Raw genomic sequence first — 18,750 nt, 5'->3', positions numbered from 1 at the left:
GAACGCTCCCGTCAGTCCTGCGCCATGGCCTCGACGAGGCTGCGCGGCCTCATGTCCGTCCAGGACGACTCGATGTGGGCCAGGCACTCCTGCCGGGTCGCCTCCCCGAAGACCCGGTCCCAGCCGGCGGGTACGTCCGCGAACGCCGGCCACAGGGAGTGCTGACCCTCGGAATTCACCAGGACCAGAAAGACGGATTCGTCGTCGTCGAAGGGATTGACCACAGCGCTGCCCTTTCTCTCCGGCGCGCCGGCCGTCCCGAGAATTCCGGGACCGACACACCATCAGAAGGAATACGGGAGGGACGGAACCGGCCGTCGGGGACGGGGCCGCGCAGAGTCAACAACAGCGCCCCAGGTCCGTCAAGTGAACACCCCCGGCGAGGCGTTGCCGCCGGTCGGCGGGGTCCCGCTCTTGTCGAACGCTCCCGCGGTCATGGATTGTGGGCCCCGTTCCGGCACGTGCGCGAACACCGAGCCGCGCACATTCCGACATCGCGAGGGAAACCCCATGTCCGTGCAGCGCCTCGGCACTTCCGATCCGGCCCCCTCCTCCACCCTTTTGCACAAACGGGACCTGCATTCCTCCGTCAGCGATCCCGTGCTCGACTCCATGACATTCCTGAACGAGATAACCCACCGCTATCCGGGCGCGATCTCCTTCGCCCCGGGCCGGCCCTACGACGGGTTCTTCGACACCGAGCAGGTCTTCACCTGGCTGCGCGGCTACCTCGACCATCTGGCCGCGGCCGGCCGCACCCCGGACGAGGTGCGTACCGCCGTGTTTCAGTACGGCGCGACCGCCGGGCAGATCCGCCCGGTCGTGGCCGACTCGCTCCTCGCCGACGAGGGCATCGACGTGCCCGCCGAGTCCGTCGTGATCACGGTGGGCGCCCAGGAGGCCATGCTGCTGACGCTGCGGGCCCTGTTCGGCGGCCCCGACGACGTACTGCTGGTGCCCGACCCCTGTTACTCGGGCATCACCGGCGCGGCCCGCCTGCTGGACCTGACCCTCGCCACGGTGGCCGAGGCGGACGACGGCTTCGACTGCGCCGCGCTGGAGGCGGTGATCCTGCGCGAGAAGGCCGCCTCCCGGCGCCCGCGGGCCTGCTACGTGATCCCCGACCACTCCAATCCGTCCGGCAACACCATGGGCATGGCGTCCCGCCTCGAGCTGCTGGAGCTGGCGGAACGCCACGACATCCTGCTGCTGGAGGACAGCCCCTACCGGTGGGTGAGCCCCGGTCCGCCGCTGCCCACCCTCAAGTCCCTGGACCGCTCCCACCGGGTCGTGCACATCGGGTCGTACGCCAAGACGCTCTTCCCCGGCGCCCGCGTCGGGTTCGTCGTCGCGGACCAGCCGGTGACCGACGACCGGGGCCGTACGAGCCTGCTCGCCGACGAAATCACCAGAATCAAGGGCATGGTGACGGTCAACACCCCGTCCCTCAGCCAGGCCGTCGTCGCCGGCGCACTCCTCGCGACAGGCGGCCGGCTCTCCGCCCACAACACCCGGCCCGCCGCCCGCTACGGCGCCGCCATGCGCGCCACCCTCCACGCCCTGGACGCCAACCTCCCGCCCCGCGAACGCGCGGAACTCGGCGTCGGCTGGAACCGGCCGGACGGCGGCTTCTTCCTCACCGTCCGCGTGCCCTTCCGCGCCGACACCGCCTCACTGGCCCACTGCGCCGAGGAGTACGGGGTCATCTGGACACCCATGAGCTTCTTCCACCCGGGCGGCGGCGGCCACCACGCCCTGCGCCTGTCGACCAGCTTCCTCACCGACGCCGAGATCGAGGAGGGCGTCTCCCGGCTCACCCGGTTCATCCGCGCGCGAAGCGACACCACCCGATCCCCCGAGGAGCAACACGTATGACCTACCTGGCCATGTCCCTGCGACCGCGCAGCAAGCCGCGCATGTGGGGGTGGACCTTCCGATGACTGCCGTGATCGAGTCCGCCACCGCCCCGCGCACCGCAAACCAGCCCCGGGTGCTCGGCGTGGGCACCGCCGTCTCCCCCGTCTCCTGGACCCAGGAAGAGGTCCTGGACGCCTTCCGGATCACCGAACCGAAGGTGACGTCCGTCTTCCGCAACAGCGCCATTCAGCGCCGCCACCTGCGCCTCCCCGACCCCGGCCCCGACGGCCTGCGCGCCCCCGAGTCCCAGGGCGACCTCCTCGACAAACACCGCGACACCGCCCTGCAGATGGGCGCCGAAGCCCTCGAGGCCTGCCTGAAACAGGCCGGCGCCGACCTCGCGGACCTGCGCCACCTGTGCTGCGTGTCCACCACCGGCTTCCTCACCCCCGGACTCAGCGCCCTGCTCATCCGCGACCTCGGCATCGACCGGCACTGCAGCCGCGCCGACATCGTCGGCATGGGCTGCAACGCGGGCCTCAACGCCCTGAACCTGGTCTCCGGCTGGTCCGCCTCCCACCCCGGGGAGCTGGCCGTCATGGTGTGCACCGAAGCGTGCTCCGCCGCGTACGCCATGGACTCCTCCATGCGTACCGCCGTCGTCAACAGCCTCTTCGGCGACGGCGCGGCCGCCGTCGCCCTGCGCTCCGGCAACACCGCCCCGGGCCCCGCCGTGCTGAAGTTCGCCAGCTGCATCATCCCCGACGCCGCCGGCGCCATGCGCTACGACTGGGACCGCGAACTGGAACGCTTCAGCTTCTACCTCGACCCCCAGGTGCCCTACGTCGTCGGCGCGCACGCCGAGATCGTCGTCGACCGCCTGCTGCAAGGCACCTCGCTGCGCCGCAGCGACATCCGGCACTGGCTGGTCCACTCCGGCGGCAAGAAGGTCATCGACTCGGTCATCGTCAACCTCGGGCTCACCCGCCACGATCTGCGCCACACCATCGGGGTGCTGCGCGACTACGGCAACGTCTCCAGCGGCTCCTTCCTCTTCTCGTACGAGCGGCTGCTGGACGAACAGGTCGCCGAGCCCGGGGACTACGGAGTGCTCATGACGATGGGACCGGGTTCGACCCTGGAGACGGCGTTGGTGCAGTGGTGAAGGCGACGGACGGAGACAGAGCTGTGGACACGAACGGCTACGACGGGCCGACGCTGACCGTCGACGGCAGCAGCCCGGTGACCGCGACGACGGTCAAGGAACTCGTCGCGCTCTGCGACCGGGTGGAGGACGGGGACGGCACCACCGTGCTGATCCACGTCACCGGGGCACCGACCGTCCCGGTCTTCCCGCCGGACGCCGGGATCGCGCTGGTCACCAAGTGGGAGCGCGCGCTGCGCCGCCTCGAACGGCTGCCCGCGGCCACCGTTGCCGTCGCGCACGGTAGCTGCGGCGGCCCCGCGCTCGACGCCTTCCTCACCGCCGATCTGCGGATCGCCGCCCCCGGCACCGTGTTCTGGGCCACGCCCGACGCAGGGTCCCCCTGGCCCGGGATGGCCGCCTTCCGGCTGACCCGGCTCGTCGGCCTGCCGCACGCCCGCCGCGCCGTCCTCCTCGGCGAGCCGATCACGGCCGCCGAGGCCGAGCGGACCGGACTCGTCGACCGGATCACCGACGACGCCGTGCCGTCCGCCCTGCCCGGCGGGACGGCCGGAGCCGAGCTCGCGATCGCCCGCCAGCTCCTCTTCGACGCCCAGTCGACCTCCTTCGAGGACGCCCTCGGCGCCCATCTCGCCGCCTGCGACCGCACCCTGCGCCAGGCCGCCACCGGCCCGCGGCCGAACCCTGAACAGGAGCCCGTACGTTGACCGCCCCCGCCCCCGCCGACCACCGCACGGACCACCGCCCGCTGACCGACGCCGCCCGGGCGGCGGAGGAGATCCTCACCGCCCTCCCCCTGCCGTCCCACCGCACACCCGCCGAACACAGGGCCGCCGAGACCGCCAAGGACCGCGCCCGGGATCTGCGCACGGCGTTCCTCGCCACCCACACCGACACGGTGTACGACCGGCTGACCGACGGCCGGATCCGGTCGCTGCGCATCGACGAGCTGGTGGCGGAGGCGGCCCTCGCGTACCCCGGTCTCGTCCCCACCGCCGAACAGCTCGCCCAGGAACGGGGCCGGGCCCAGGCGGACAAGGAGGGCCACGAGATCGACCAGGGCATCTTCCTGCGCGCCGTCCTGAACTCCCCCACCGCCGGCCCGCACCTGATGGACGCCATGCTCCGCCCCACGGCGCGGGCCATGCGCCTGCTGCCCGACTTCCTGCGCACCGGGGTCTTCGAGTCCCGGGCCGTACGGCTGGAACGCGTGGCCGGGGTGGCCCGGCTGACCCTGTGCCGGGACGACCGGCTCAACGCGGAGGACAACGAGCAGGCCGACGATCTGGAGACCGCCGTCGACCTGGCGCTGCTGGACCCCGACTGCCGGGTGGGGCTGGTCCGCGGCGGGGAGATGAGCCACCCCCGCTACCGGGGCAGGCGGGTGTTCTGCGCGGGCATCAACCTCAAGGCCCTCAGCGCCGGCGACATCTCGCTGGTCGGCTTCCTCCTCCGGCGTGAGCTCGGCTGTCTGCGCAAGCTGGCCGGCGGGCTCGTCGTGCCGGGCTCCGACGGGTGGCGCTCCCCGCGGGTGGAGATGCCGTGGGTGGCCGGGGTCGACGGGTTCGCGATCGGTGGCGGGGCGCAGCTGCTGCTGGTCTTCGACCATGTGGTGGCGGCCGCCGACTCCTACGTCAGTCTGCCGGCGGCGCAGGAGGGGATCGTGCCGGGCGCCGCGAACTTCCGGCTGACCCGGTTCACGGGCCCGCGGCTGGCGCGGCAGATGATCCTCGGTGGCCGGCGGCTGTGGGCGACGGAGCCCGAGGCCCGGACACTGGTCGACGAGGTCGTGGAGCCGGCCGGGATGGACGCGGCCCTGGAGCGGGCGGTGGACCGGCTTCGGGGGGACGCGGTGCTGGCCAATCGGCGGATGCTGCGGGTGGCGGAGGAGCCGGATGAGGCGTTCCGGGCTTATATGGCGGAGTTCGCGCTCGAGCAGGCGCTGCGGATCTATGGGGAGGACGTGATTCACAAGACGGGGCGGTTCGCGGCCGGTGATCGTTCGGGCTGACGCCCGTGCCGGTGGGGGGGGGCTTGCTTTCCGTCTTTCCGTCGGCTGACGCGTTTCGGCGCTTCGCGCCGAAGTCCTCAAACGCCGGACGGGCTGAGGGTGCCCGTCCGGCGTTTGCATGCCCGATGTCCTCCCCGATGTCCTCAGACGCCGGCGAGCTGGGGGTACCCCGTACGGCGTTTGTGTCGCCGTTGTCCTGAGACGCCGGGCGGGCCGGGGGTGCCCGTCCGGCGTTTGTGTCACGGGCGTCACCGCTCAGGAGTGGTTCTCCTCGACCTCGGCGAGCCTTTGGGCCACCACCGGGCCGATATGAGCCCACGCCTCCGGGCGGGTCATGGTGCCGTGAGCCTCCCGCACCCCATGGATGTCGACCCGGCCCGTCACATACGGCTGCCAGCTGCCGGGAGCCGGGGCGTCGGCGGGACGGTCGTCGTCGGCGGTGAACAGCAGGAGGTCGCCCGTGTACGGGTGGGCGGGTCGGTCGTGGGCTAGGCGGAGGTTCGCGAGGAAGACCTCCAGCACCCGGGCGACCGACTCCCCCGACAGTCCGGTCAGCGGTCCCTGCGGTCCCGCCCCGGGGCGGACCAGGGCGGCGTACTCGTCCGGGGTCGACGGCCAGGCGTCGACGTCGGGTGCCTGGTGTCCCAGGGTGGCGAGGATCTCCGCCAGCACCTCGGGGCTGCGTTCCACGAGCATGCGGTCCCGCGTGCCGTCCCCGGGATAGCCGTCGAGCACGGCGAGCAGCTCGACCCGCTCCCCCGCGCGCTGCAATTCGGCGGCCACGGCATGGGCCACCGGTCCGCCGAACGACCAGCCCAGCAGGGCGTACGGGCCCTCGGGCCGCACCGCGCGGATCGCCTCGACGTACGTACCGGCCAGCTCCGCCACGGTACGGGGGTGCCGGGACAGGTCGGTGAGCCCGGGGGCCTGCAGCGCGTACACGGGGCGGTCGGGGCCCAGATGGGGCAGCAGCCCGGTGTACACCCAGCCGATGCCGGCCGCCGGGTGCACGCAGAACAGCGGTGTCCGCCCGCCTCCGGTACGCAGCGGCAGCAGCACGGGGAATTCCTCCGCCGCGGCTCCGCCCGCCGCCTCGGCCAGGCCCGCCACCGTGGGGCGGCGGAACAGGTCCCGGACCGACAGCTCGAGGCCGGTGCGTTCGCGGACCTCGGCGAGGAGGCGCAGGGCGATCAGCGAGTGTCCGCCCAGCTCGAAGAAGTTGTCGTCGGCGCCGACCGTCCGTACCCCGAGGACGTCGGCGAAGATCTCGCAGAGCGCCGTCTCCAGTCCGGTGCGCGGCGCCCGCCCCGATCCGGCGGCTTCCGGGGCGGGCAGGGCCCGCTGGTCCAGCTTTCCGTTCGCGGTCAGGGGCAGCGCGTCCAGTACGACGACCGCCGCGGGCACCATGTGCGCCGGCAGCGACCCGGCCGCCAGGGAGCGCAGTTCGGCCGGGGCGGGGCTGTGGCCGGGTGCGGGGACGGCGTAGGCGACCAGGCGTTTCTCGCCGGGGTGGTCCTCTCGTACGACGACGGCGCAGTGGTCGACCCCGGGGTGCGCGCCGAGCACGGCGGCGATCTCGCCGGGCTCGATGCGGAAGCCGCGGATCTTCACCTGGCTGTCGGCCCGCCCGAGGTACTCCAGTTCGCCGTCCGGCCGCAGCCGGGCCAGGTCACCTGTGCGGTACATCAGGCTGCCCGGTGTCCCGTACGGGTCGGCGACGAACCGGGACGCGGTCAGGCCGGGCCGGCCGTGATAGCCGCGCGCGAGCTGGGTCCCCGTGACATACAGCTCGCCGGTCACGCCCGGCGGCACCAGGTTGAGGTCGGCATCCAGGATCCGGCAGGTCAGGCTGTCGATGGGGCGGCCGATCGGGGAGCGGCCGCCGCCGGTCGCCGCGTCCAGCGGGCGGTGGGTGACGTGCACCGTGGTCTCGGTGATGCCGTACATGTTGACCAGGAGGGGCGCGTCGTCGGGGTGCCGGGTGTACCAGTCGGCGAGGCCCGCCGGGTCCAGCTCCTCGCCGCCGAACACCACTTGGCGCAGGGCGAGGCGGGCGCCGAGTCCGGGGTTCTCCCGGTCCGCACGCATCAGCTCCCGGAACGCCGACGGCGTCTGGCTGAGGACGGTCACCCGTTCCCGTACCAGCAGCTCCAGGAACTCCCCCGGTGCGCGGCTGGTCTCGTACGGGACGACGACCAGGGTGCCCCCGTACAGCAGCGGGCCCCAGAGCTCCCAGACGGAGAAGTCGAACGCGGCGGAGTGGAACAGGGTCCACACGTCGTCGGGGCCGAAGGAGAACTGGCGCCGGGTCGCGTCGAAGAGCGCGAGGACGTTCGCGTGGGGGACGACGACGCCCTTGGGGCGGCCGGTGGAGCCGGAGGTGTAGATGACGTAGGCCGGGTGGGCGGGCCCGCCGGCCCGGGGGCGGGGCAGCGCCTCCGGGCCGGCGGGCGGCATGTCGTCCAGGAGCAGGCACGGGACGTCGGCGGCGGGCAGCCGGCCGTGGGTCTCCCGGGTGGTCACCAGCAGCGCCGCGTCCGCGTCACGGACCGTGAAGGCGATGCGGTCGGCGGGATAGTCCGGGTCGACCGGGACGTACGCGGCGCCGGTCTTGAGGACCGCGAGGACGGCCACGACGAGGTCGGCGGACCGGGGCAGGGCGAGCGCGACGAACCGTTCGGGTCCGGCGCCGCGTTCGGCGAGGAGTGCGGCCAGGTGCTCGGCGCGGGCGTCGAGTGCGGCGTAGGTGAGGCGTTCGGTGCCGCTGACCACGGCTGTCGCGTCCGGCGTGCGGGCGGCCCGGACGGCGAACCGCTCGTGGAGGGTCGCCCCCTCGCCGGGGGTGACCTGCGGGGCGGGCGCAAGCAGGGCCCGGCGTTCGTCGTCGCGGAGGATGTCGAGGCGGCTCAGCGGCAGATCCGGGTTGGCCACCGCGGCCCGGAGCAGGCGTACGCAGCGGTCGGCGACGGATTCGGCGGTGGAGCGGTCGAAGAGGTCGGTGGCGTACTCGAGGGCGCCGTCGATGCCAGCCGTGTCCTGCCCGACGGTGAAGGAGAAGGACAGGTCGAACTTGGCCGTGCCTGTCGCCGTCTCCTCGACCGTCGCGCGCAGGGCGTCGCCGAGTTCGAGCCCGTCGCCGTCCGGCGCCGCGTCGTTGACGGTGAGCATCACCTGGAAGAGCGGATGCCGTCCGGTGGAGCGGGCGGGGTTCAGCTCCTCCACGACACGCTCGAAGGGGACGTCCTGGTGCTCGAAGGCGGCGAGGTCCGCCTCGCGCACCCGGTCCAGGAGCCGGCGGAACGTCGGGTCGCCGGACAGGTCGGTGCGCAGGGCGAGGGTGTTGACGAAGTAGCCGACGAGGTCGTCCAGCGCCTCGTCCGGCCGGCCCGCCACAGCGGTGCCGAGAACGACGTCGGGGCCCGCGCCGAGCTTGCCGAGCAGCGCGGCCAGCACGCCCTGCAGCGCCATGAACGTGCTCGCGTTGGCCTCGCGGGCCAGGGCGGCCAGGCCCCGGTGCGTGGCGGCGTCCACCGTCAGTGCGACCCAGTCGCCGCGGTGGCCGGCCTCGGCGGGGCGCGGGCGGTCGCAGGGCAGCGTGAGCTCTTCGGGGGCGTCGGCCAAGGCGGTGCGCCAGTGGGCCAGTTGGCGGGAGAGCTCACTCGTGGGGTCGTCGGCGGAGCCGAGCAGGTCGCGCTGCCAGAGCGCGTAGTCGGCGTACTGGACGGGCAGCGGCTCCTGGTCCGGGGACCGGCCGGCGAGGCGGGCGGTGTAGGCGGCGCCGAGGTCGCGGAGCAGCGGGGGGACGGACCATCCGTCGAGGACGATGTGGTGGATCAGCAGGAGCAGCGTGTGCCGGGTGTCGGTGAGGCTGAGGAGGCAGGCCTGGAAGGGTTGGTCGCGGGTGAGGTCGAGGACTCGTACCGCTTCCGCGTCGGTGAGGGTCCGCAGTTCGTCCTCGTCCGTCGCGGTGACGGTCCGCAGTCGGGGGCGGCCGTCTCGCGGGGTGAGTACGCGCTGGCAGGGGTGGCCGGCGCCGGCGACGGGGAAGACGGTGCGCAGCGCCTCGTGCCGGTCGGTCACGTCGCCGAGGGCGGCTTCGAGGGCCGTGGTGTCCACGGTGCCGTCGAGGCGGATGGCCAGGGGGGTGTTGTAGACGGGGCTGGGGCCGTCGAGTTGCTCGATGAACCAGAGGCCCTGCTGGGCGGCGGACAGCGGGAGGGGTTCGGGTCTGGGCGCGGACGGGCGCAGTGGGGGCCTGGTACGGGCGGGGCCGGCATCTCCGGTGGAGAGGTGGTGGTCGAGGGCGGCGACGGTGGGGTGCCGGAAGAGTTCCTTGAGCGACAAGTCGACGGAGAGGGTCTTGCGGATGCGGCTCACCAGCTTGGTCGCCAGCAGGGAGTGGCCGCCGAGGTCGAAGAAGCTGTCGTCCATCCCGACCGGAGCGCTGTCCAGCACGTCGGCGAAGGCCTGGCACAGCAGGTGCTGCCGCTCCGTCGCCGGCTCCCGGAATTCCCGGCTGCCGGCCTTCGCCGTGTCCGGGGCGGGCAGGCGGGTGCGGTCGACCTTGCCGTGGGCGGTGAGGGGCAGTTCGTCGAGCGGGACGACGGCGGGGATCATGTGGGCGGCCAGCCGTTCCTCCGCGTACGTGTGGACGGTCTCGGCCTCAGTACCGGGTACGAGGACGACGTAGGCCACCAGGCGCTTGTCGCCCGGGCGGTCCTCGCGGACGGTCACAAACACCTGCCGTACGGCGGGATGACCGTCCAGCACGCCCTCGATCTCACCCGGCTCGACGCGGAAGCCACGGATCTTCACCTGGTCGTCCCCGCGACCGACGAACTCCAGCTCCCCGTCCGCGTTCCAGCACCCGACATCGCCCGTGCGGTACATCCGCTCCCCGGGCTCCCCGAACGGGCAGGCGACGAACCGCCCCGCCGTCAACCCGCGACGCCCCACATAGCCCCGCGCCACACCGGGACCCGCCAGATACACCTCACCCGCGACACCCACCGGAACCGGACGCAGGAACCCGTCCAGCACGAACACCCGCGCACCCCGCAACGGACGACCCAACGGCACCGCATCGGGCACGCCCCGCGCGTCGTCCATCAGGTAGGTCGTCTTCATCACCGTGCACTCGGTCGGCGCATACCCGGAAACCACGCCCAGACCCGGATTGGCGTCGAGAACCGTGCGTACCGTGGCCGGGGACACCACATCGCCGCCGGTCCATATCTGCCGCAGGCCGTGGAACGCCTCCGGGGTCTCGGCCGCCAGGGCGTTCAGCAGGCCGGACGCCACGACCAGCAGCGTGACACCGTGCTCGGCGACGGTCTCCGCCAGCGTGTGGGCCTCGAGTTGTCCGGGCGGGGCGAGGACGATCCGGCCGCCGGTCACCAGGGGCGGCCAGAACTCCATCGTCGAGGCGTCGAAGGCCGTCGGCATGTGCACCAGCACGCGGTCGAAGGCGCCGCTGCGGTAGCCCGGGTCGGACAGCAGGTCGACGACGTTGCGGTGCGTGACCGCCACACCCTTCGGGGTCCCCGTCGAGCCGGAGGTGTGCATCACGTACAGCACCTGGTCCGGGTGGACCTTCTCGTACGGTCCGCCGCCCGGTGAGGTCTCGGGGAGGTCCGGGCCTACGGTGAGCACGGTCCGTTCTGCGGTCAGCTCCCCCGCGACGCCACCGGCCCGGGTCTCGTCCGTCAGGACGGTACGTGCACCGGAGTCGTCGAGCACCAGCCGCAGCCGGTCGACCGGATACCGCGGATCCAGCGGCACATAAGCCCCGCCCGCCTTCACCACCCCCAGCACGGACACCACCAGATCCACCCCGCGATCCATCAGGACCGCGACAGGCTCCTCCGGCAACAGGCCACGCCCCCGCAGCAGCCCGGCCACGCGCTCCGCACGCGCATCCAGCTCCGCGTACGTCAGCTCAACGCCGTGACCCGCGACGGCGATCGCGTCGGGACACTCCGCCGCCCGCTTCTCGAACAGCTCGTGCACACCACACGCCGACGTATCCGGCGCCGCCCCCGACCCGAACGCCAGCAGCTCCGCACGCTCGCCCTCGGGCAGCGTCTCCAGCCCACCGATCCGCACAGCCGGATCCGCGACCACCGCACGCAGCACCCGCACGAACCGCTCCGCCAGCACCTCCACCGTGCCCCGGTCGAAGAGATCCACCGCGTAGACGAGCGCCCCCTGCAGCCCCGCCCCGCCGGGGGTCTCGGTGAAGCTGAAGGTCAGGTCGAAGTGCGTGGACTCGCCGCCGAGCGGCTCCATCCGGCCCCGCAGATCGTGGAAGTCGAAGCCGTCGCGCAGGTCGGTCGTCTGGGCGTCGTAGGCGATCAGGGTCTGGAAGAGCGGGTGGCGGCCGGCGACGCGGCCGGGGTTGAGGTGCTCCACCAGCCGCTCGAACGGCACCTCCTGATTCTCGTACGCCGCCAGCGTCGTATCCCGAACCCGACCCAGCAACTCCGCGAAACCCGGATTCCCGGCAGCACTCGTCCGCAGCACCAGATTGTTGACGAAGAACCCGACCAGTTCGTTCAACGCCTCATCCGTACGCCCCGCCACCGGCGTACCCAGCACCACATCCGTACCGACGCCGACCCGCGCGTACAGGGCGACAAGGGCCGCCTGCAGCACCATGAACGGCGTCACCTGCCGCTCCGCGGCGATCCGGGTCACCGCGGCATGCAGCCCGGGCTCGATCTCGAGCTCCACGACATCCGCCGCGTACCCGGGCTGATCGGGCCGCGGCCGGTCGCAGGGCAGCGCCAGCTCCTCCGGCGCCCCGCGCAGCGTCTCCTGCCAGAACCCGAGCCGGTCGTCCTCGCCCGCCGACAACTCCCGCTGCCACAGCGTGTAGTCCGCGTACTGCACCGGCAACGGCTCCCACCGCGGCGCACGGCCCGCGACCCGCGCTGCGTACGCGGCGCCCAGGTCCGCGAAGAGCGGCGCCGTCGACCAGCCGTCGCTGGCGACGTGATGCAGCAGCAGGACCAGCAGCCACTCGTCCGGAGCCGTGCCGACGAGCAGCGCGCGCAGAGGCGTCTCCGCGGACAGATCGAAGTGGTGACCCTGCGCCGCGCGGGTCACGGCCGCCAGCTCCGCCTCGTCCACGACCCGCACCACCTCCAGCGGCGGAACGCCCTCGCCCGGAGCGAGGATCCGCTGGTACGGCTCCCCGTCCGCCACCGCGAACACCGTCCGCAACACCTCGTGCCGCTCCGCCAGATCACCGAGCGCCGCACCCAGCGCCGCCACATCCACGCAGCCCCGCAGCCGCACCGCGTTCGTCAGGTTGTACAGCGTGTTCGCGCCCTCCAGCTGCCCGATGAACCACAGCCGCTGCTGGGCGAAGGAAAGCGGCACCCGCGCCGGCCGCTCGCCACGCACCAGCGCCGGACGCACCCCGTCACCGCCGACCGCCGCGAGGTGCCCCGACAGCGCCGCCACCGTCGGCAGGTCGAACAGCGCACGCACCGGCACATCGGCGCCCAGGACCGTACGGATCCGGCTCACCAGCCGGGTCGCCAGCAGGGAGTGACCGCCCAGATCGAAGAAACTGTCGTCGATCCCGACGCGCCCGCTCCCCAGCACGTCGGCGAACACCGCGCACAGCTCCCGCTCCAGCGGGGTGCGCGGACCGCGCCCGGCCGGCGCCGGTTCGTGGGCCGGGACCGGCAGCGCGGCACGGTCCACCTTGTTGTTGCCGGTCAGCGGGAACGCGTCGAGCGCCATCACGACCGGCACCATGTACGCCGGAAGCTTCCCGGCCGCGTACGCGCGGATCTCATCGGCCTCCTCGGCCGCGGCCACGACATACGCCACCAGCGACTTCTCCCCCGGCCGGTCCTCCCGGACCGTCACCAGCACCTGCCGTACGGCGGGATGCTCCGCGAGGACGGCCTCCACCTCACCCGGCTCGACCCGGAAGCCGCGGATCTTCACCTGGTCGTCCCCGCGCCCGACGAACTCCAGCTCCCCGCCGGCGTTCCACCGCACCACGTCCCCGGTGCGGTACATCCGCTCCCCCGCACCGCCGTACGGGCAGGCCACGAACCGTTCCGCCGTCAGCGCGGCCCGCCCCAGATAGCCGCGGGCCAGTCCGGTGCCGGCCAGGTACAGCTCGCCGGCCACTCCCGCCGGGACGGGCTTGAGGTAGTCGTCGAGGACGTAGGCCCGCGTGTTGTCCATGGGGCGGCCGATGGGCAGCTGGGCCCGTGGGGCGGTGAGGCCGAGCTGGGTGGCGCACAGGGTCGTCTCGGTGGGGCCGTAGGTGACGCGGAGGATCATGCCGGGGTGGGTGTCCAGCAGCAGCCGCACCGCGTCGGGCGAGATGACGTCGCCGCCGGTGGAGACCTCGAGCACGCCGGTGAAGGCGGCGGGGTCCTCCTCGACCAGGACCCGGAACAGTCCGGCGGTCAGATGGACATGGGTCAGCCCGTGACGTGCGACCAGGGCGGCCAGTCCGGCCGCGTCGACCTGGCCGGGCGGGGCGATCACGACGCGGCCGCCGCTGAGGAGGGGCACCCAGATCTCGTACACGGAAGCGTCGAAGGCGTGCGGCGCGTGGAACAGCACCCGCTCCGGTGCGGCCTCGAACCAGCCGCGGTCGGTGGCCAGTTCGACGACGCTGTGGTGGCTGACGACGATGCCCTTGGGACGACCGGTGGAGCCGGAGGTGAACATGATGTACGCGGGGTGCCCGGGCGCGAGGCCCGGCTGTCGTACGGGAGCCACCTCGTCCCCGGCGGCCTCCGGCGGGACCAGGATGCCGGGCGTGTCAGGCCCCCGCAGCACGGGGTGGGACGCGTGGTCCCGGTCGGTGAGCACCAGCTGTGCCCCGGTGTCCCCGAGGATGCCGGCGATCCGCTCGGCCGGGTAACGGTCGTCGAGCGGTACGTACACACCGCCGGCCTTCAGCACGGCCAGCATCGCCACGATGAGGTCGACGGACCGCTCCATGAGCAGCGCGACGGGCGTCTCCAGACCGGTACCTTCGTCGGTCAGCCGCCGGGCGAGCCGGTCGGAGCGCCGGTCGAGTTCGGCGTACGACACCTGTACGGCACCGGCCTCCAGGGCCACCGCGTCGGGGGTGCGCGCGGCCTGGGCGGCGAACACCCCCGGGAGGGTACGGGCGGGCGCCGGGCGGGCCGTGTCGTTCCAGCCCTCCAGGATCCGGCCGCGCTCGTCGGGGGCCAAGACGTCGAGGTCGCCGAGCCTGGTCCCGGGCCGGGCCGCGACCGTCCGGAGCAGTGCGGTCAGCCGGCGGATCAAGGTGGCGGCCGTCGTCTCGTCGAAGAGGTCGGCCGCGTACTCCATGGTGCAGTCGATGCCGGCCGTGTCCGGTCGCTCGGCGAAGCTGAAGGCCAGGTCGAACTTGACGTAGTCGAAGGTGAAGGGGTGGTCGGCGCAGTCGAGTCCGGCGAAGGAGCTCCGCGGCGTGCCGCGGCCGTCCATGGTGACCGAGGTCTGGAAGAGCGGGTGGCGGGCGGGGACCCGCTCGGGGTTGAGGTGTTCCACCAGCCGGTCGAAGGGCAGGTCCTGGTGCTCGTACGCGGCGAGGGTGGTGTCCCGGACCCGGGTGAGCAGTTCGGTGAAGGCCGGGTTGCCTGCGGTGCTGGTGCGCAGGACGAGGTTGTTGACGAAGAAGCCGACGAGGTCTTCCAGCGCCTCGTCGGTGCGGCCCGCGGTCTGGGTGCCCAGGACGATGTCGGTGCCGGCGCCGATCCTGGTGCACAGGGCGGCGACGGCGGCCTGCATCACCATGAACAGGCTCACCCGGTGCTCGGCGGCGATCCGGGTCAGCGCGGCGTGGACGTCCGGCTCGAGGAGGCGGTCGATGGAGCCGCCGCGGCCGGTGGCGGTGGCGGGCCGGGGGCGGTCGTAGGGGAGGGTCAGTTCGCCGGGTGCGTCCTGGAGGGTGCGGCGCCAGTGGTCGAGCTTGCGGGCCAGCGGGCTGGTGGGGTCCTCGGCGGTGCCGAGCATGCGGGGCTGGGCGAGGGCGTAGTCGGCGTACTGGACGGGGAGCGGGCGCCAGTCCGGTGCCGTGCCGTGGGTCCGGGCGAGGTAGGCGCGCTCGAGGTCGGTGAGGAACGGGCCGATGGACCAGCCGTCGGCGGCGATGTGGTGGATCAGCACCAGCAGGACGTGCTGGTCTTCGGCCACCCGGGCCAGGAGGACGCGCAGGGGTGTCTCGCGTGCCAGGTCGAAGACGTACGCGGCGGCCCTCTCGACGGCGTCGCGGAGTTCGTCCTCGTCGGCGACCCGGACGAGGTCGAAGGGCGGTTCGGCGTCGGCCGCGTCGAGGATCCGCTGGCGGGGGTTGCCGTCCGTCACGGGCAGGAGGGTGCGCAGGATCTCGTGCCGCTCCACCACGTCGCGCAAGGCATGGCGCAGGGCGGTCGCGTCGATGGGGCCGCCGGTCAGGCGGACGGCGAAGGGGGCGTTGTAGAGGGCGCTGGGGCCCTCGAGCTGTTCGGCGAACCAGAGGCGTTGCTGGGCGGCGGAGAGCGGGAGGTGCTCGGGGCGGGGTGAGGCGGTGAGGGGCTCGGGGGTCGCGGGTGCGGTGTGGGTGGTGAGGTGCTGGTCCAGGTCGGCGACGGTGGCGTGCTCGAAGAGTTCCTTGAGCGACAAGTCGACTGTGAGGGTCTTGCGGATGCGGCTCACCAGTTTGGTGGCCAGCAGGGAGTGGCCGCCGAGGTCGAAGAAGCTGTCGTCCGTGCCGACCGGACCGCGGTCCAGGATCTCGCCGAAGATACGGCACAGGGCTTCCTGCCGCTCCGTCGTGGGCTCTCGGCGAACGGCGGTCCGTACGGTGTCCGGGGCGGGCAGGCGGGTGCGGTCGACCTTGCCGTGGGCGGTGAGGGGCAGTTCGTCGAGCGGGACGACGGCGGGGATCATGTGCGCGGCCAGCCGTTCCTCCGCGTAGGTGTGGACGGTCTCGGCCTCAGTGCCGGGTACGAGGACGACGTAGGCCACCAGGCGTTTGTCGCCGGGGCGGTCCTCGCGGACGGTCACGAACACCTGCCGTACAGCGGGATGACCGGCCAGCACGCCCTCGATCTCACCCGGCTCGACCCGGAAGCCACGGATCTTCACCTGGTCGTCCCCGCGACCGACGAACTCCAGCTCCCCGTCCGCGTTCCAGCACCCGACGTCACCGGTGCGATACATCCGCTCCCCGGGCTCCCCGAACGGACACGCGACGAACCGTTCCGCCGTCAGCCCCGGACGACCCACATAGCCCCTGGCCACACCGGGACCGGCCAGATACACCTCACCCGCGACACCCACGGGGACCGGCCGGAGGAACCCGTCCAGCACGAAGACCCGCGCACCCCGCAACGGACGCCCCAAAGGCACCGCGTCGGGGACGCCTTCAGCGCTGTCCATCGTGTACGTCGTCTTCATCACCGTGCATTCGGTCGGCGCGTACACCGAGACGACGCTCAGGCCCGGGTTGGCGTCCAGGACCGTACGTACCGTGGCCGGCGGCACCACATCGCCGCCGGTCCACACCTCCCGTACCCCGTGGAACGCCTCCGGGGTGTCGGCCGCCAGGGCGTTGAGCAGGCCGGACGCCGCGAGCAGCATCGTGATCCCGTGCTCGGCGACCGAGGCTGCCAGGGTGTGCGCCTCGAGCTGCCCGGGCGGGGCGAGGACGATCCGTCCGCCGCTGACCAGCGGCCCCCAGAATTCGGCCGTCGAGGCGTCGAAGGCCGTCGGCATGTGCATCAGCACCCGGTCGTGGACGCCGTTGCGGTAGCCCGGGTCGGACAGCAGGTCGACGACGTTGCGGTGCGTGACCGCCACGCCCTTCGGGGTCCCCGTCGAGCCCGAGGTGTGCATCACGTACAGCACCTGGTCGGGGTGGATCGGGGGGCGTGGGCTGTCGTCAGGTGTGTCGGCCACCAGGTCGGGGCCCACCGTGAGTACGGTCCGCGTGCCGTCGCGGGTCAACTCCGCCGCGACACCGTCGGCCTGCGCCGCGCCCGTCAGGACCGTCCGTGCACCGGAGTCGTCGAGCACCAGCCGCAGCCGGTCGACCGGATACCGCGGATCCAGCGGCACGTACGCCCCGCCCGCCTTCACCACCCCCAGCACGGACACCACCAGATCCACCCCGCGGTCCATCAGGACCGCGACAGGCTCCTCCGGCAGCAGCCCACGCCCGCGCAGCAGTCCCGCTATTCGCTCCGCGCGCGCGTCGAGCTCCGCATACGTCAGCTCATCCCCGTGACCCGTCACGGCCACGGCGTCGGGGCACTCCGCCACCCGCTTCTCGAACAGCTCGTGCACACCACACGCCGACACATCCGCCGCCGCCCCCGACCCGAACGCCAGCAAGCCCGCGCGCTCGTCGCCCGACAGGACCTCCAGCCCACCGACCCGCACAGCCGGATCCGCGACCACCGCACGCAGCACCCGCACGAACCGCTCCGCCAGCACCTCCACCGTGCCGCGGTCGAAGACATCGGTGGCGTACAGCAGCAGCCCTGACACCCCGCCGCCGGGCAGCTGGGTGAAGTTGACGTTCAGGTCGAACTGGGTGGAGTCCCCGCCGTACAGCTCCATCCGTCCGTCGAGGTCGCCGAACCGGAAGCCGTCCCGCATGGCGGTGGTCTGCTGGTCGAAGCTGAGGACGGTCTGGAAGAGCGGGTGGCGGCCGGCGACCCGGCCGGGGTTGAGGTGTTCCACCAGCCGCTCGAACGGCACGTCCTGGTTCTCGTACGCCGCCAGCGTGGTGTCCCGCACGCGGGCCAGCAGCTCCGTGAAGCCCGGGTTGCCGGCAGCACTGGTCCGCAGCACCAGGTTGTTGACGAAGAACCCCACCAGCTCGTTCAACGCCTCGTCCGTACGCCCCGCCACCGGCGTACCCAGCACGATGTCGCTGCCGACCCCGGTCCGCGCGTACAGCGCCACCATCGCCGCCTGGAACACCATGAACAGGCTCACCCGCTGCTCGGCGGCGATCCCGGTGAGCCCCGCGTACAGCTCGGGGTCGATGTCGAACGCCACCATGCCGGCGCCGTGCGTGGGCCGGTCCGGACGCGGCCGGTCGTACGGCAGCGCCAGCTCCTGAGGGGCCCCTGCCAGGGTCTCGCGCCAGAAGTCCAGCTGCCGTCCGGCGACCGTGGCCGGGTCGTTCTCGTCGCCGAGCAGTTCGCGCTGCCACAGCGCGTAGTCCGCGTACTGCACCTCCAGCGGCTCCCACCGGGGCGCGTCGCCCGCGGTCCGGGCGGCGTAGGCGGCGCCCAGGTCCGCAAAGAGCGGTTCGGCCGACCAGCCGTCGCTGGCGATGTGATGCATGAGCAGGACGAGGAGGTGGTCGGCGTCCCCGGGGGCGAGCAGGGCGGCGCGGACCGGGATTTCCGTCGCGAGGTCGAAGACGTGGGCCGAGAGGTCCCGTATCACGGCCTCGGTGTCCGCCTCGCCGGCGACGGGTGTCACCGTCAGGGGCGGGACGGCGTCGGCGGGGTCGAGGATCCGCTGGTACGGCTCCCCGTCGACCGCCGGGAACACCGTGCGCAGCACCTCGTGCCGTTCGGTCAGATCGCCCAGGGCCGTGCGCAGCGCCGGTACGTCCACCGTGCCGTGCAGCCGGATCGCGAACACCGAGTTGTACAGCGCGCTGGGGCCCTCGAGCTGTTCCACGAACCACAGTCGCTGCTGGGCGAAGGAAAGCTGGATCATTTCGTCT

General features: G+C 72.7%; 6 protein-coding genes. 4 read left to right on the top strand and 2 right to left on the bottom strand.

All coding sequences use genetic code 11. The annotated features are described in order from the left end of the window. Positions 1-11: 11 nt before the first annotated feature. Positions 12-224, bottom strand: a complete 213-nt coding sequence (locus tag SRB5_RS05650) for an MbtH family protein (RefSeq protein ID WP_323377119.1) — start codon at positions 222-224, stop codon at positions 12-14. A 286-nt stretch (positions 225-510) separates the two neighbouring features. Between SRB5_RS05650 and SRB5_RS05645 the strand changes: the two genes are divergently transcribed. The 4 genes from SRB5_RS05645 to dpgC all read left to right on the top strand — a co-directional run bounded on the left by SRB5_RS05645 (position 511) and on the right by dpgC (position 5,033). Then, on the top strand, positions 511-1,875 hold the full coding sequence (locus SRB5_RS05645) for an aminotransferase-like domain-containing protein (RefSeq protein ID WP_228389791.1): 1,365 nt from the start codon (positions 511-513) through the stop codon (positions 1,873-1,875). 61 nt (positions 1,876-1,936) lie between these two features. Then, positions 1,937-3,022 carry a 3,5-dihydroxyphenylacetyl-CoA synthase DpgA gene (dpgA, locus tag SRB5_RS05640; protein WP_153450277.1) on the top strand — a complete coding sequence of 362 codons (1,086 nt, stop codon included), beginning with the start codon at positions 1,937-1,939 and terminating at the stop codon, positions 3,020-3,022. 23 nt (positions 3,023-3,045) lie between these two features. Then, positions 3,046-3,729 (top strand): enoyl-CoA-hydratase DpgB, encoded by a 684-nt coding sequence (dpgB, locus tag SRB5_RS05635; RefSeq protein ID WP_323377117.1) that lies wholly within the window; start codon positions 3,046-3,048, stop codon positions 3,727-3,729. Further along, a complete protein-coding gene (dpgC, locus tag SRB5_RS05630) occupies positions 3,726-5,033 on the top strand; it encodes a (3,5-dihydroxyphenyl)acetyl-CoA 1,2-dioxygenase DpgC (RefSeq protein WP_153450276.1) in 1,308 nt (435 codons plus the stop codon). The genes dpgB and dpgC overlap by 4 nt, the downstream gene beginning before the upstream one ends. A 255-nt stretch (positions 5,034-5,288) precedes the next feature. Here dpgC and SRB5_RS05625 read toward each other — a convergent pair whose 3' ends face one another. Next, positions 5,289-18,743, bottom strand: a complete 13,455-nt coding sequence (locus SRB5_RS05625) for an amino acid adenylation domain-containing protein (protein ID WP_153450275.1) — start codon at positions 18,741-18,743, stop codon at positions 5,289-5,291. Between the last annotated feature and the right edge of the window lie 7 nt (positions 18,744-18,750).

This window comes from Streptomyces smaragdinus (genome assembly GCF_009604385.1).
Classification (GTDB): Bacteria; Actinomycetota; Actinomycetes; order Streptomycetales; family Streptomycetaceae; genus Streptomyces; species Streptomyces smaragdinus.
This window is presented reverse-complemented; position numbering and strand designations above follow the sequence as displayed.

Bases quoted from the DNA above. Each gene is read 5' to 3' on its own strand.
- SRB5_RS05645 (WP_228389791.1), top strand. From the start codon at position 511: ATGTCCGTGCAGCGCCTCGGCACTTCCGATCCGGCCCCCTCCTCCACC.
- SRB5_RS05625 (WP_153450275.1), bottom strand. From the start codon at position 18,743: ATGATCCAGCTTTCCTTCGCCCAGCAGCGACTGTGGTTCGTGGAACAG.
- dpgA (WP_153450277.1), top strand. From the start codon at position 1,937: ATGACTGCCGTGATCGAGTCCGCCACCGCCCCGCGCACCGCAAACCAG.